This window comes from Streptomyces sp. NPDC020362, from assembly GCF_040642095.1.
Classification (GTDB): domain Bacteria; phylum Actinomycetota; class Actinomycetes; order Streptomycetales; family Streptomycetaceae; genus Streptomyces.
The window spans coordinates 25,806-39,293 of record NZ_JBFAET010000046.1 but is presented as its reverse complement, the minus strand read 5'-3'; the positions used below and the strand labels follow the sequence as shown (position 1 = coordinate 39,293).

Below are 13,488 nucleotides of genomic sequence, written 5' to 3'. Positions count from 1 at the left end.
GTCGCAAGGCGGCTGCCGCACCGCTGGGCCGGTCGCGCCCACGCGGCGGAGCCGCACATCGATACGGTCTCGCGCCCCTACGGGGTTTCTCGTACCCGGAGGTAATAGAACCGCGTCGTCTGGGCCGCGTTCTGGTTGTCGTCGCTGACCAGCAGGACCTTCAGACGGCCGGTACGGTCACGCCCCGTGATCGTCATGCCCTCGATGTTGTCCAGCAGGGGATTCGGCTGGGGCTGCTTGGCCGTCGCGCCCAGGGACGGGCAGGTGGCGATGTCGGTGAGCAGGGTCTTCTTGATGAGGCGGACGCCCGGCTGCCCCGTCAGGTTCTCGATGCCGCTGGTGTCCGTGGCGTGGCGGAGGTCGGCCTGGTAGAGGCGGACGGTGTTGCCGACGCCTGCGGTGAAGCCGCGTTCCAGGACGAGGAGGCGGCCGTCGGGGGTGGCCTGGACCTCCGGGACGCCGAGGCCCGCATCGGTGCGGTAGGCGTACTGGGCGGCCGGCTCGAAGCGGCCGTGGTGACGCCTCCACGTCTGGAAGCGGACTGTGCCGGCGGAGTCCCCGGAGATCGCGTACTCCATGGAGGCGAGCAGGGTACGGCCGCCGGGCAGCAGGGTCAGGCCTTCGAAGGTCTGGTTGCCCGTGGCGCGGCCGGCCGGGGCGACCAGGAGGGAGGAGGGGACCGGGAGGCGGTCGAGGATCTTCCCGTCGCGGGAGTAGCGGCGGACGGACGGCTCGGTCTCGGAGGTGATCAGCCGGGTGCCGTCGCCGTCGACGACGAGCCCCTCGGAGTCGAGGTCGGCGCCCATCTCGTCGGCCAGGTGGACGGCCGAGAGGGGCTGGAGGGTCCCCGGGTCCAGGCGGAAGAGAGAGGAGCGGTCCTCCAGTGCGGCGAGGGAGCCGTCCCGGTCCACCGCGAGGGCGGAGAAGTTGCCGACGAAGGTGCCCTGGTACGTCGTCTTGTCGAGCGCGTCGGAGAAGCGGTCGATCGAGACGGTGGGCGAACACGCGTTGCGGTCGGTGGAGTTGGCACTGGCGGGCCCGGCGGCGGACAGACAGGTGGCCGCCGCCAGGCCGGCGGTGAGGGCGGCGAGTACGGTTCTCAAACGCATGGGCGTCACCGTAGATCGCAACGGTGACGCCGGGGAGACCGCCTCGTGAAGGCTCAGCCCTGCGGCGGCACCGCCACGAACGCCTCGCTGGGCGCGCTGGTCGGGGTGTACCGCGTGACCGAGGCCGTCGTCGGCACCAGGTCCTTGTGGATGGCCTTGGCGACGTTCTGGATGGTGGTGACGCCGTAGTCCATGGTGCTGTTGTCCTGCGTCAGCACGGAGATCATGTAGTCGTGGCCGGCACCGTTGAAGGTGCCCAGGCTGTGCACCCGCCAGCCGTGCGTGGCGCGCTGCAGCCAGCCGTTCTTGACGTGCACGGCGACCGAGGAGGGCGCGCCGGCGGGCGTGCCCCAGCGCTGCGAGGAGATGACGTTGCCCATCAACTTCAGGATGTAGGCACGGGAGTTGTCGCTCAGTACGGAGTTCTTGGCGGTGACGAGCTTGAGCAGCTTCTGCTCGTCGGTGACGTTCTCCTGGGTCAGCCCCCAGTAGCCGTCCGCGCCCGGCGTGGTCTTCGTCATGCCGGCGGCGGACAGGAAGCCCTTGATCTTCGTCATGCCCAGCTGCTTCCACAGCTTGCTGGTCGCGTCGTTGTCGGACTGGGTGATCATGGCCGTGGCGAGCGACTGCTCGGTGCTCGTCAGGTACCGGTTGTGCTTCTTCGCATCCCACAGCAGCGTGGCGAGGACGGTGACCTTCACCGTGCTGGCCGAGTCGTACGCGCTGGTGGCACGCAGGGTGCAGGTGGTGCTGGTGCTGCGGTCGTACAGGCCGACCGCGACCGTGCCCTTGCGGTTCGCGAGCGCCGCAGTGATGTCCTTCTGCAGCTTGGCCGCCAGGCCCGCCTTGCCCGACGTGCAGCTGACGGCCGGCGGCGCCGCGGCGGCCGGGACTGCGGCGGCCACGGAGGGTATGAGCACCCCGGCGCCGAGAGCGGCTGTGGCCAGCACTCTGGCACGCCGGGATATCCGGTGAGTCATCGAAGCTTCCCCTTGAAACGTCGTGTTGGCGTCGCGTGGACGCCGTCGGGCGCACCCCTGCGCCTTGTGAAGTGACTCGCCGGGGTGGCCGAGAGTTGTACGCATGTTCCCAGGGCGGGAGTTCGAGGGGGCGAGGGGGTGAGCGGACGCGCGGCAGCATCACCAACATTCCGCCGCATACCGGACTTTCCGGAGCGGTTCGCTGAACTGAAAGCCTCTTCCCGCGTCTACCGTCCGGGCCCGTCGAACCCGGACCGAGGCGCCGACAGCTCCATCAGCGCCTCCCGGCACGACTCCAGGTCGGCCACATAGGGCGCCACCCCCGGGCGCTCGGTGCAGAACGTGACGTGCGCGGTGAGGAGGTCGTCGGTCGAGCCGCCCTCGGACAGCGAGACGTACGCCAGCACGGGCCATTCGCACCCCTGCGGCACGGCCGCGAGAGCCGGCCGCGCGTAGCCGACGGAGCGGCACAGCAGGGTCCGCGCCCGTTCCGGCCCCCCGCGGGGAAGGTCGTAGTCGGTCATGCCGCGGCCGTTCACGGTGGCTTCGTAGTGGATGACGTCCGTGAAACCGGAGCGTCCGGCGCCCACGTAACCAGAGCGCAGCTCCGCGAGCACGAGGGCGCCGTCGTCGAGGACCCACCCCGCACGCACCACGTCCCGGAACGGCGCGGGCACGTCGCCCTCCCGGGCCGGCAGGCCCTGCCCCAGGAACGCGGCCATCCGCCGATTGACTCTCACACTCGCCCCCTGAACGGCGCCCGCCCGACCGGTCCCGCCCCAACGCCGACCGGCGCTCACAGTACGGCGGTACCGTCGGCGGCCGCATCGCCGGAGCGGCCCTCCGCGCCTGCCGATCCGGCCGCCGGTGCGCCCTGCCGCGTGCCACGCTCGCCCTCATGACCGATACGGGCGGCAACCGGCGGTACGTCTTCCTCGACCCGGACGGCACGGGCTCGGACCAGGGCTGGGCCTGCATCGTCGTGGCGGCGGAGACCGGCGTGGTCTACCAGGTGCAGGGCGGAGGGTTCGGCTGTGTCCAGTACGCGCAGGAGGGCTGTCTGATCCCTCTGTTCGGGCAGGGGCTCGACGAGGAGCCGAAGGAGGCCTTCGTCGGTGAGCTGAAGGGGCGGGGAAGCAGGGGGCTGGACTGGCCGGAGGACCTGCTCGGCCGCCTGAGGGAAGCGGTCGCCTTCCACGTGTACGGCTCCGCGAACCGCGACGATCCGTTCCCCGCTCCCCTGGTCCTGGACGAGACACGCCTCGCCGAGATCGACGAGGCGTGGGGCCCGGTCGTGACACCGGACGGGCCCGGGGTGCTGGTCCGGGAGAACTCCGACCAGGACACCCCGGGGAACCGCACGGCCCTGGCCCAGGTGGGTCAGCCCAGGTGGGTCGGCGCGAACATGCGGAGCACGGCCGGGAGGACCACCACCGACGGGCCGGGGGACGACAGGGCCTTCGCGAGGTCCGTCTCCAGGGTTTCCGGGGTCGTGCGGATGCCGGGGACGCCGAAGGACTCGGCGAGGGCCACGTAGTCGGGGCGCGTCAGTTCCGTGGCGGTGGCCCGGCCGAAGGCGTCCGTCATGTACTCGCGCAGGATGCCGTAGCCGCCGTCGTCGACGATCAGCCAGGTGACGGGGAGGTCGTACTGGCGGGCGGTGGCCAGCTCGGCGATCGAGTACAGGGCGCCGCCGTCGCCGGACACCGCCAGTACCGGGCGGGTCGGGTCGGCCGCCGCCGCGCCCAGCGCCGCCGGGAAGCCGTAACCGAGGCCGCCGGCGCCCTGGGCCGAGTGCATGGTGTTGGCGCCCTGGGGATCGAACGCGGACCAGGCCCAGTACGCCAGGATCGTCATGTCCCAGAAGGAGGGGGAGCCGGCCGGCAGGGCGCGCCGGACGGCCGCCAACAGGTCCTGTTCCAGGGTCAGTTCCTGGGAGGCGATGCGCTCGCGGACGCGGGCCAGCACCGACCGTACGCGCTCGGGGGCGGTGGCGTCCGTCCGCTCCTCCACCGTCTCCAGCAGCGCCTGGAGCGCGAGCCGGGCGTCCGCGTGGATGCCCAGCGCCGGGTGGTTGGACTCCAGCTTGCCGAGGTCCGCCTCGATCTGGATCACCCGGCCGCGGGGCTTGAACGTGTGGTAGTTGGAGGACAGTTCGCCCAGGCCCGAGCCGACCACCAGGAGGACGTCCGCGTCCTCCAGGAAGTCCGTGGTGTGGCGGTCCTCCAGCCAGGACTGGAGCGAGAGCGGGTGCTCCCAGGGGAAGGCGCCCTTGCCGCCGAAGGTCGTGACGACGGGAGCGTCGAGCTTCTCGGCCAGCGCCCTCAGCTTTCCCGAGGCGTCGGAGCGTACGACCCCGCCGCCCGCGATGACCGCCGGGCGCGCGGCGTGCGACAGCAGGTGCGCGGCCACCGCGGTCAGTTCGGGGCGCGGGACCAGCTCGTCGGGGGTCGCGTCCGCCCCGGTGACCACCGGCAGGGTGGTCTCGGCGAGCAGCACGTCCTGCGGGATCTCCACCCACACCGGGCCGTGCGGGGCCGTCAGCGCGGACTTCCAGGCCGCCGCGACGGCGGAGGGGATCTGGGACTGGGTGCGGACGGTGTGGACCGACTTCACGACGCCCCTGAACGAGGCTGCCTGGTCCGGGAGTTCGTGGAGGTAGCCGTGGCGGCCGCCGCCCAGGCCCGCCGTCGGGACCTGGCTGCTGATCGCCAGGACCGGGGCGGAGGCGGCGGCGGCCTCCTGCAGGGCGGCGAGCGACGTCAGCGCGCCCGGGCCCGTCGAGAGCAGCAGCGGGGCCGCCTCGCCGGTGACCCGGCCGTACGCGTCCGCCGCGAAGCCCGCGTTGTTCTCCACCCTGAGGCCGATGTAGCGCAGGGAGGAGCGCCGCAGGGCGTCGAACATTCCCAGCGCGTGCTGGCCGGGCAGGCCGAAGACCGTGGTCGCGCCCAGTCCGGCCAGGGTCTCCACGACCAGGTCTCCGCCGTTGCGCCCCGGGGGCGGGTTCAGAGCGCTCGAGATCTGTGCCGCCGTCGGGCGGAGTACCAGGTCGTGGTCGTGAGTCACTGCGCTTACGCGTCCTTCCGGGCCGCCGCGATCTGGCGGCTCATGATGGTGGTCAGTTCGTAGGCCGTGTGGGAGGCCGCGACCGAGGTGATCTCGGCGTGGTCGTACGCCGGCGCCACCTCGACGACGTCCGCCGAGACCAGGTTGCACGAAGCAAGACCGCGCAGGATCTCCAGGAGTTCCCGGGAGGTCATGCCGCCCGCCTCCGGAGTGCCGGTGCCGGGCGCGTGGGCCGGGTCGAGGCAGTCGATGTCGATGGAGATGTACAGCGGGCGGTCGCCGATGCGCTGGCGCAGCTGGTCGGCCACCTCGTCGGCGCCGCGGCGGTAGATGTCCGCGGAGGTGACGATGCCGAAGCCCATCTTCTCGTCGTCGGTGAGGTCCTGCTTGCCGTACAGCGGGCCGCGGGTGCCGACGTGGGAGAGCGCCTCGGTGTCGAGGATGCCCTCCTCGACCGCGCGGCGGAACGGGGTGCCGTGGGTGTACTCGGCGCCGAAGTAGGTGTCCCAGGTGTCCAGGTGGGCGTCGAAGTGGAGCAGGGCGACCGGGCCGTGCTTCTTCGCCATGGACCTGAGAAGAGGCAGCGCGATGGTGTGGTCGCCGCCCAGGGTCATCAGGCGGGCGCCGGTGCCGAGCAGCTCGTCCGCCGCGGCCTCGATGGTCTCGACCGCCTCGTTGATGTTGAACGGGTTCACCGCGATGTCGCCACCGTCGGCGACCTGCGCCAGCGCGAACGGCGACGCGTCCTGCGCCGGGTTGTACGGGCGCAGCAGCCGGGACGCCTCGCGGATGGCGTTGCCGCCGAAGCGGGCGCCCGGCCGGTACGAGACGCCGGAGTCGAACGGCACGCCCACGACGGCGACGTCGGCGGTGCCGACCTCGTCCAGGCGGGGCAGCCGGGCGAAGGTCGCGGGTCCGGCGTACCGCGGGATGCGGGAGGAGTCGACGGGGCCGCGGGGGGTCTCGTTGCTGCTCATGATGAATTGCCTTCTTTCCTGCGCTTCGTCGCGCTTGTGCTGCTTGTCATACGACTCTACTGGTGAGCCGGGACCGGTTCGGACGCGAGTTCGGTGGATCGTCCCGCGAGGCGCTCGCGCCAGGTGGTGAGGACGGCCTCGTCGGTGGGCTTGGTGGCCAGGGATACGGCCAGGTAGGCGGCGAGGGAGGAGAGCAGGCCGTAGTAGACGGGCTCGTTGGCGAGGATGCCGTAGCCCGCCATCAGGCCGATCACGGCGAGGCCGCCGACGATCACGGAGGCCAGCGCACCCTGCACGGTGCCGCGCTTCCACAGCAGCCCGCCGAGAATCGGGACGAGCAGGCCGCCGACGAGGAGGTTGTAGGCGACGGTCAGGGCCTCGACGACGTTGTTCAGCGCGATCGCCGTGCCGATCACCGCGACGCCCATGATCAGGATGAAGGCGCGGTTGCCCCTGACCTCGTCGTGGGGGGCATGGTCCTCTCCGCCCCGGCGCACCACGCCCCGCAGCCGGGACCAGATGTCGTTGTTGGCGACGGTGGCGCAGGCGATCAGGGCGCCGGAGGACGTCGACATCACGGCGGCGAGGGCGGCGGCCAGCACCAGGCCGCGCACGCCGACGGGGAGTTCGTCCTTGACGATGGTGGCGAAGGCGTCGTCGGGGCTGCCGAGCTTGGGGTAGAGGACCTTGGCGGCGGTGCCGATGACGGCACCGGCGAGGGCGTAGGCCAGACAGTAGGTTCCGGCCACGGTGCCGCCCCACTTGGCGGTCCTGTCACTGCGGGCGGTGAACACGCGCTGCCAGATGTCCTGGCCGATGAGCATGCCGAAGGTGTAGATCAGCACGTACGTGAAGATCGTCTCGCCGCCGATGCCCAGCGGGTCGAAGTACGAGGTCGGCAGCTTGGCCCTCATCTCGGAGAAGCCGCCCGCCTTGACGACGGCGATGGGCAGCAGCAGGAGCAGCACACCGACCGTCTTGACCACGAACTGCACCATGTCCGTCAGCGTGATGGACCACATGCCGCCGAGGGTCGAGTAGGCGACGACGATCGAACCGCCGATGACGATCGCGACGGTGCGGTTCATGTCGAAGAGGACGTCGAAGATCGTGGCGTAGGCGATGGTCGAGGTGACGGCCAGCATGAGGGTGTACGCCCACATGACCACGCCGGAGATCACACCGGCCCGGCCGCCGTAGCGCAGGTCCAGCATCTCGGAGACCGTGTAGACCTTCAGCCGGGCGATGCGGGCCGAGAAGAAGACGCTCAGGGCCAGCAGACCGAGGCCGATGGTGAAGACCATCCAGGCGCCGGAGAGGCCGTACCGGTAGCCGAGCCCGACCCCGCCGATGGTGGAGGCGCCGCCGAGGACGATCGCGGCCATGGTGCCGGAGTACATGGCGGGCCCGAGGCGGCGGCCGGCCACCAGGAAGTCGCTCTTGGACTGGGCGCGGCGCATGCCCCACCAGCCCATGCCGAGCATGCCGACGAGATAGACGACGATCACTGTGTAGTCGACGGCCATGAGGGCCCTCCTTCGCGCACTGTCGGTGGCGTGTCGTGCAGAGACGTGGGGGTTTCCTGCGAAGAGGAGCGACGGCACTGGATTGCGGGGACATCCGCCCGTACCCGCGGCTGCCGTGCTGACTTGACACTAGGTGGCCGGAAAGCAGCTGCGAAGTGTACGTTTCATCCATTCGAAGCGGTACGGGGTGGAAGGAACGCACACCATGCCGGAGACGGTCGCCCCAGCAGTCCCACCGACCCCACCCGTCCCGCTGTCGGCCCTGCTGGCCCGCGAGGACCTGGCCCTGCGGCAGATCGCGGGCCCCTCGGACCCGGACATCGTGATCCACTGGGCGCACACCTCGGAGATGTCCGACCCGTACCCGTATCTGCTGGGCGGCGAGCTGCTGCTCACGGCCGGGGTGCACATCCCGGACGCGGCGGGCTCGGACGGGGGCGCCCCCGGTCAGGGAGGTGCCCGCGCTCGGGCGCAGTCGAGAGCGGGGGAGGATCCGGGGCCGGGGGACTACTTCGACGACTACGTCTCACGGATCGTGGCCGCGGGCGGGGCGGCCCTCGGCTTCGGTCTGGCACCCGTGCACGACACGGTGCCGCGCGCGCTGGTCGCCGCCTGCGAGGCCCACGGCCTGCCGCTCCTGGAGGTCCCGCCGCAGACGACCTTCTCCGGCGTCGCCCGCGCGGTCTGGCAGCTGATGGCGCAGGCCCGCCTGGCCGAGCTGCGCCGCGTCACGGAGGCCCAGCAGAGCCTCGCGGCGGCCGCCTCGCGCCCGGATCCGGTCCCCTCGGTCCTGCGCCAGCTGGCCCAGCGCCTGAGCGGCCACGCGGCCGTCCACGGCCCCGACGGCTCCGAGGTCGCGGCAGCCGGCCGGGAGCCGGCGGAGGGGGTCCGCGAGGCGCTGGCGGGCCTGGCGGCGGTGGTGCGCCCGACGGACCGCGGCACTGCGGGAGCGGACCACGAGCCGGACGGCTCCGCGGCGGCCACCGGCCCGGCCCCCGGCGACACCGCGTCCGTCACCCCCGGCCCACGTCCCACCGCCGCCCCCCGCTCCGCCACCGCCCCCACCTCCGCCACCGACACCCTCGGCGGCACCCACCTGGCCGCCTACGCCCTGGGGGCCGAAGGCGGGTTCGTCCTCGGTGTGGCCAGTACGCGGCGTGAGCCGGGCGATCACACCATCGCCTCCGTCGCCGCCGTCCTGCTGTCGCTGCTCGCCGGCGAGCACCACAGCGGTGCCGGTGCCGCACGGTCGTCCGCACTCGTACGGCTGCTCCTCGGCGCCGCGCCGGAGGCGGTCGCGCCGCTGCTGGGCGAGGGGCGGTGGGTCGTCGTGCACGCGCGGCCGGAGGGACAGATGCCGGATGCCGTGGCCGCCTCCGCACTGGGGGCGGCGCTGGGATCGCCGCTGGTGGACCTCGACCGGGACGTCGTACGGGTGCTGGTGTCCGCCGAGCGGGAGCCGCTCCCGCAGCCGGGCTGGACCCTCGGGGTCAGCGCCGCCGCCGGCCCGCGGGAGTGGCCGGCCGCCGACACCCAGGCGGCCCGCGCCCTGGCCCGTGCCCGCGCCACCCGCACCGCCCTGGTCCGGCACGGTGCCCGGCCGGGGCTGGAGGACCTGGTGCCGCCGGCGGACGCCGAGGCGCACGCCCGCGCGCTGCTCGCACCTCTCGCGGACCGGGCCGCGCTCGCCGACACCCTGCGGACCTGGCTTTCCCTGCACGGCAGTTGGGACCGTACGGCGGTGGCCCTGGAGGTGCACCGCAACACCGTGCGGCAGCGGATCGCCCGCTGTGCCGCGCTGTTGGACGCCGACCTGGACGATCCGGACGTACGCATGGAGCTGTGGTTCGCGCTGCGGCAGCGCTGAGTGACCCGTGTCCCAGGGGGCGATATGCCTGCGACGCGCCCCGCCCGCTGCCCCACAATGGGAGGCATGCCGATATCCGGGACACCCAGCCGCGCCCAGCTCGTCGACCACCTGGTGAGGACCCGTATCGCGGGGGACGTCGCCACGCCCCGCGAGAACAACCTCTCCCACTACCGCAAGCTGGCCAACGGCGACCGCCACTTCTGGTTCGGTCTGGAGCTGGGCGAGCGCTGGTCGGACGAGCAGGACGTGCTCGCGGTGATGGCCGAGCGGGTGGGTGTCAACGACGATCCCGAGTACCGGTACGGGCAGGACACCATCGACCCCGAGCTGACCGTGGACGCGCTGGAGCGCCTGGCCAGACGGCTGCGCAAGGCGGCGGACGCCCAGCAGCGGGTGCTGTTCGCGACCGGTCACCCGGGCGGCCTGCTGGACGTGCACCGGGCCACGGCCGCCGCGTTGCGCGCCGCCGGCTGCGAGATCGTCGTGATCCCGGACGGACTGCAGACGGACGAGGGGTACGTCATGCAGTTCGCGGACGTGGCGGTGCTGGAGCACGGTGCGACGCTGTGGCACACCCACTCCGGCGAACCGATGCGCGCGATCCTGACCGGACTTGAGCGCGCCGGGCGTGCGCTGCCGGACCTGGTGGTCGCCGACCACGGCTGGGCCGGATACGCCGGACAGCACGGCCTCGACTCCGTCGGCTACGCCGACTCCAACGACCCGGCGCTGTTCCTCGCCGAGTCCGAGGGCACCCTCCAGGTGGCGGTGCCGCTCGACGACCACGTGCTCAGCCCCCGCTACTACGACCCGATGACGGCGTATCTGCTGACGGAGGCGGGTCTCGCCTGAACCGGCGACGACCGCGGTGTGCGACCCCACCGGCAGGGCCGCACACCGTGCTGGGGTTGTGGTTCAGTCAGTAACCTCCGTTACCGCCGCCGCCATGGCCGCCGCCGTTACCGCCACCGCCGTAACCGCCGCCGCCGTTACCGCCACCGCCGTAACCGCCGCCGCCATTACCGCCACCGCCGTAACCGCCACCGCCGTGGTCGCCGCCGTAACCGCCGTGGTCGCCGCCGTAACCGCCGTGGTCGCCGTGGCCGCCGTAGCCACCATGGTCGCCATAGCCGTCATCGTCGTCGTTCCACCAGCTGCCGTGGTCGTGGTCGCCGTGGCCGCAGCTGTAGGAGCCGTGGTTGTAGGACGAGCTCGCCGAGGCGGTGCCTGCTGCACCTATCGCGGCTCCGCCGGCCAGCATCAGACCTGCTGCGGACATGGCGACAAGGCGCCTCGTGCGCTGTGATCGCATGGGAAATACCTTCCATCTCCATCGTCTCTCGCGGCTCCTCGGGAGGCGCGAGGTGATGGCCGTCGCCGCAGCCGACAGGGGACGATGCGGCGCGGTCTTCAGGTGTCACCGCAGTGGATTGAACGGCACGGCGCGTGCCTTCGGTGCCGACACCTGCAGCCCACCCGTACGCGTTCGCGCCATCGGGTGCTGCGGCTGAGGTCCGAGGGGTACGGAGCCTCGCCGGCCGGGCCTGCCGTGCGCTGCGGCCTTCACTCGAAGAGCCTAGTACCCCTTGCGTCACTCGTCATTTCGGGCGAAAGTCCGCCCCGCAGGCCTCCTGGCGGGCTCCGGAGGCACCCGGCGCCGGGCCGGGAGGGCGGGCCGCTACCGGGTGGTCAACTCCTCTGCGGCGGCAAGGTGTTCGAGCTTCAACAGCTGCACGGGGGTCAGCGCGGTACGCGGACCACGCCCTCCTGGATCACCGTGATGGCGAGCCGTCCGTCCTGGGTGTAGATCCGGGCCTGGCCGAGGCCCCGGCCGCCGTGCGCGGACGGCGACTCCTGGTCGTACAGCAGCCACTCGTCGGCGCGGAAGGGGCGGTGGAACCACATCGCATGGTCCAGGGACGCCCCGACGACGTCGCCGACGGCCCAGCCGCCGCGCCCGTGCGCGAGCAGCACGGAGTCGAGCAGGGTCATGTCGGAGACATAGGTGGCGAGGACGACGTGGAGCAGGGGATCGTCGTCCAGCTTGCCGTTGCTGCGGAACCACACCTGGCTGTGCGGCTCGCGCGGCTCGCCGAACTGCCCGTAGGGCGGCTCGTCCACGTACCGCAGGTCGATCGCCTCGCGGGCCTGAAGGAACTTCTCCACGACCGCCGGGTCCAGGTGGTCGTAGCCGCGCAGCCGCTCCTGGGAGGTGGGCAGGGTCTCCGGGTCCGGGGAGGGCGGCATGGGGGTCTGGTGTTCCAGGCCCTCCTCGTACGTCTGGAAGGACGCCGAGAGGTGGAAGATCGGCTTTCCGTGCTGGACGGCGACGACCCGGCGGGTGGTGAAGGACCGGCCGTCGCGGATGCGGTCGACGCTGTAGACGATCGGCGCGCCGGGGTCGCCCGGGCGCAGGAAGTACGCGTGCAGGGAGTGGGCGGGCCGGTCCGCGGGGACCGTGCGCCCGGCGGCGACCAGCGCCTGCGCCGCGACCTGCCCACCGAAGACGCGGGGTACGACGGCGGAGCGGGACTGGCCGCGGAAGATGTCCTCCTCGATCTGCTCGAGGTCGAGCAGATCGAGGAGGTCCTGGAGTGCCTGGCTCATGGCGTTAGTTGTACCGGCCAGTGATGAGGGGGACCTTACAGACCCATGTCCTTGGCGATGATCGACTTCATGATCTCGCTGGTGCCGCCGTAGATGCGGTTGACGCGGTTGTCCGCGTACAGGCGGGCGATCGGGTACTCGTTCATGAAGCCGTAGCCGCCGTGCAGCTGGAGGCAGCGGTCGATGACGCGGTGGGCGACCTCGGTGCAGAAGAGCTTCGCGGAGGCGGCCTCGGCGGGGGTCAGCTCACCGGCGTCGAGAGCCTCCGTCGCACGGTCGGCGACGGCCTGGGCGGCGTCCACCTCGGCCTGGCAGGCGGCCAGCTCGAACTTGGTGTTCTGGAAGGAGGCGACGGTCTGGCCGAAGACGGTGCGCTGCTGGACGTACTCCTTGGCGAACCGGACGGCGGCCGCGGCCTGCGCGTACGCGCCGAAGGCGATGCCCCAGCGCTCGGAGGCCAGGTTGTGGCCGAGGTAGTAGAAGCCCTTGTTCTCCTCGCCGAGGAGGTCCTCGACGGGCACCTTGACGTCGACGAAGGCCAGCTCGGCCGTGTCGGAGGTCTTCAGGCCCAGCTTGTCGAGCTTGCGGCCGACGGAGTAGCCCTCGGCCTTGGTGTCCACGACGAACAGGGAGATGCCGTGGCGGCGGTCCTCGGCGGTGGGCGCGGCGGTACGGGCACAGACGATCATGCGGTCGGCGTGCACGCCGCCGGTGATGAAGGTCTTGGCGCCGTTGAGGACGTAGTGCGTGCCGTCCTCGGAGAGCTTGGCGGTGGTCTTCATGCCCGCGAGGTCGGAGCCGGTGCCCGGCTCGGTCATCGCGATGGCCCACATCTCCTCGCCGGAGACGAACTTCGGCAGGTAGCGCTTCTTCTGCTCGTCGGTGGCGAGCAGCTTGATGTAGGGCAGGCCGAGCAGCACGTGCACGCCGGAGCCGCCGAACTGGACGCCCGCGCGGGCGGTCTCCTCGTACAGGACGGCCTCGAACTTGTACGAGTCGATGCCGGCACCGCCGTACTCCTCGTCGACCTTGATACCGAAGACGCCCAGCTCGGCGAGCTTGTAGTAGAAGTCGCGCGGGGCCTGGCCGGCGGCGAACCACTCGTCGTACACCGGCACGACCTCGGCCTCGATGAAGGCGCGCAGGGTCTCCCGGAACGCCTCGTGATCCTCGTTGAACACCGTACGGCGCACGCCGCCCACCTCCACGTACCTCGGTATCGACATCGCCATGTCTAAGCGCTTGCTCAGACTCAACCGTACCGGCGGGTACGGAAGCCCGTCCAGGGGGGATCCGCCGTAACGCTCGTCACGCCGAGGGGGTGGTGTCCCTCAGGCCCTGCCGCCGACCTGC

At 71.7% G+C, this 13,488-nt stretch carries 11 protein-coding genes and 1 pseudogene; 3 read left to right on the top strand and 9 right to left on the bottom strand.

Translation table 11 applies throughout. From position 1 onward, the window contains the following. Positions 1-77 precede the first annotated feature (77 nt). The 3 genes from AB0H32_RS19100 to AB0H32_RS19090 all read right to left on the bottom strand — a co-directional run bounded on the left by AB0H32_RS19100 (position 78) and on the right by AB0H32_RS19090 (position 2,811). The gene (locus tag AB0H32_RS19100) at positions 78-1,109 is read right to left on the bottom strand and encodes an esterase-like activity of phytase family protein (RefSeq protein WP_361121505.1); all 1,032 of its coding nucleotides are present in this window, start codon (positions 1,107-1,109) and stop codon (positions 78-80) included. Between the two features lie 53 nt (positions 1,110-1,162). Next, positions 1,163-2,089, bottom strand: a complete 927-nt coding sequence (locus AB0H32_RS19095) for a serine hydrolase (RefSeq protein WP_361121502.1) — start codon at positions 2,087-2,089, stop codon at positions 1,163-1,165. Positions 2,090-2,316: 227 nt separating this feature from the next. Continuing rightward, positions 2,317-2,811 carry a hypothetical protein gene (locus AB0H32_RS19090; RefSeq protein WP_361121500.1) on the bottom strand — a complete coding sequence of 165 codons (495 nt, stop codon included), beginning with the start codon at positions 2,809-2,811 and terminating at the stop codon, positions 2,317-2,319. Between the two features lie 176 nt (positions 2,812-2,987). On the opposite strand from AB0H32_RS19090, the pseudogene AB0H32_RS19085 reads away from it, so the two are divergent. Beyond that, a pseudogene (locus tag AB0H32_RS19085) lies at positions 2,988-3,416 on the top strand (DUF6210 family protein); the annotation flags it as partial. A 53-nt stretch (positions 3,417-3,469) separates the two neighbouring features. On the opposite strand, the gene AB0H32_RS19080 reads toward AB0H32_RS19085, so the two are convergent. From AB0H32_RS19080 to AB0H32_RS19070, 3 genes are read right to left on the bottom strand one after another with little or no spacing between them, the layout of a single operon-like run. Continuing rightward, the gene (locus tag AB0H32_RS19080) at positions 3,470-5,155 is read right to left on the bottom strand and encodes a thiamine pyrophosphate-binding protein (protein WP_361121497.1); all 1,686 of its coding nucleotides are present in this window, start codon (positions 5,153-5,155) and stop codon (positions 3,470-3,472) included. 5 nt (positions 5,156-5,160) lie between these two features. After that, entirely contained in the window at positions 5,161-6,132 is a 972-nt protein-coding gene (speB, locus tag AB0H32_RS19075) for an agmatinase (protein WP_100826367.1), read from the bottom strand. 56 nt (positions 6,133-6,188) lie between these two features. Beyond that, the gene (locus AB0H32_RS19070) at positions 6,189-7,658 is read right to left on the bottom strand and encodes a sodium:solute symporter (protein ID WP_361121494.1); all 1,470 of its coding nucleotides are present in this window, start codon (positions 7,656-7,658) and stop codon (positions 6,189-6,191) included. A gap of 205 nt (positions 7,659-7,863) precedes the next feature. Here AB0H32_RS19070 and AB0H32_RS19065 point away from each other — a divergent pair, with 205 nt between their 5' ends. Together AB0H32_RS19065 and AB0H32_RS19060 are read left to right on the top strand one after the other, a co-directional pair. After that, entirely contained in the window at positions 7,864-9,525 is a 1,662-nt protein-coding gene (locus AB0H32_RS19065; RefSeq protein ID WP_361121491.1) for a helix-turn-helix domain-containing protein, read from the top strand. A gap of 66 nt (positions 9,526-9,591) precedes the next feature. Next, positions 9,592-10,380, top strand: coding sequence for a phosphatase (locus tag AB0H32_RS19060; protein WP_361121488.1), 789 nt, complete (start codon positions 9,592-9,594; stop codon positions 10,378-10,380). A gap of 67 nt (positions 10,381-10,447) precedes the next feature. On the opposite strand, the gene AB0H32_RS19055 is transcribed toward AB0H32_RS19060, so the two are convergent. The 3 genes from AB0H32_RS19055 to AB0H32_RS19045 all read right to left on the bottom strand — a co-directional run bounded on the left by AB0H32_RS19055 (position 10,448) and on the right by AB0H32_RS19045 (position 13,328). Next, positions 10,448-10,807 (bottom strand): hypothetical protein, encoded by a 360-nt coding sequence (locus AB0H32_RS19055; RefSeq protein ID WP_361121485.1) that lies wholly within the window; start codon positions 10,805-10,807, stop codon positions 10,448-10,450. Positions 10,808-11,268: 461 nt separating this feature from the next. Further along, complete coding sequence (gene tesB / locus AB0H32_RS19050; RefSeq protein WP_361121482.1) at positions 11,269-12,135, bottom strand: acyl-CoA thioesterase II; 867 nt, start codon at positions 12,133-12,135, stop codon at positions 11,269-11,271. Between the two features lie 35 nt (positions 12,136-12,170). Further along, positions 12,171-13,328 carry an acyl-CoA dehydrogenase family protein gene (locus AB0H32_RS19045; RefSeq protein WP_361121548.1) on the bottom strand — a complete coding sequence of 386 codons (1,158 nt, stop codon included), beginning with the start codon at positions 13,326-13,328 and terminating at the stop codon, positions 12,171-12,173. Positions 13,329-13,488 lie beyond the last annotated feature (160 nt).

What these genes read in the sequence shown, in the direction of transcription:
- AB0H32_RS19055 (WP_361121485.1), bottom strand. Translation starts at nt 10,807, where the DNA reads ATGTCCGCAGCAGGTCTGATGCTGGCCGGCGGAGCCGCGATAGGTGCA.
- AB0H32_RS19095 (WP_361121502.1), bottom strand. Translation starts at nt 2,089, where the DNA reads ATGACTCACCGGATATCCCGGCGTGCCAGAGTGCTGGCCACAGCCGCT.
- AB0H32_RS19100 (WP_361121505.1), bottom strand. Translation starts at nt 1,109, where the DNA reads ATGCGTTTGAGAACCGTACTCGCCGCCCTCACCGCCGGCCTGGCGGCG.
- AB0H32_RS19090 (WP_361121500.1), bottom strand. Translation starts at nt 2,811, where the DNA reads ATGGCCGCGTTCCTGGGGCAGGGCCTGCCGGCCCGGGAGGGCGACGTG.
- AB0H32_RS19060 (WP_361121488.1), top strand. Translation starts at nt 9,592, where the DNA reads ATGCCGATATCCGGGACACCCAGCCGCGCCCAGCTCGTCGACCACCTG.
- speB (WP_100826367.1), bottom strand. Translation starts at nt 6,132, where the DNA reads ATGAGCAGCAACGAGACCCCCCGCGGCCCCGTCGACTCCTCCCGCATC.
- AB0H32_RS19070 (WP_361121494.1), bottom strand. Translation starts at nt 7,658, where the DNA reads ATGGCCGTCGACTACACAGTGATCGTCGTCTATCTCGTCGGCATGCTC.
- tesB (WP_361121482.1), bottom strand. Translation starts at nt 12,135, where the DNA reads ATGAGCCAGGCACTCCAGGACCTCCTCGATCTGCTCGACCTCGAGCAG.
- AB0H32_RS19065 (WP_361121491.1), top strand. Translation starts at nt 7,864, where the DNA reads ATGCCGGAGACGGTCGCCCCAGCAGTCCCACCGACCCCACCCGTCCCG.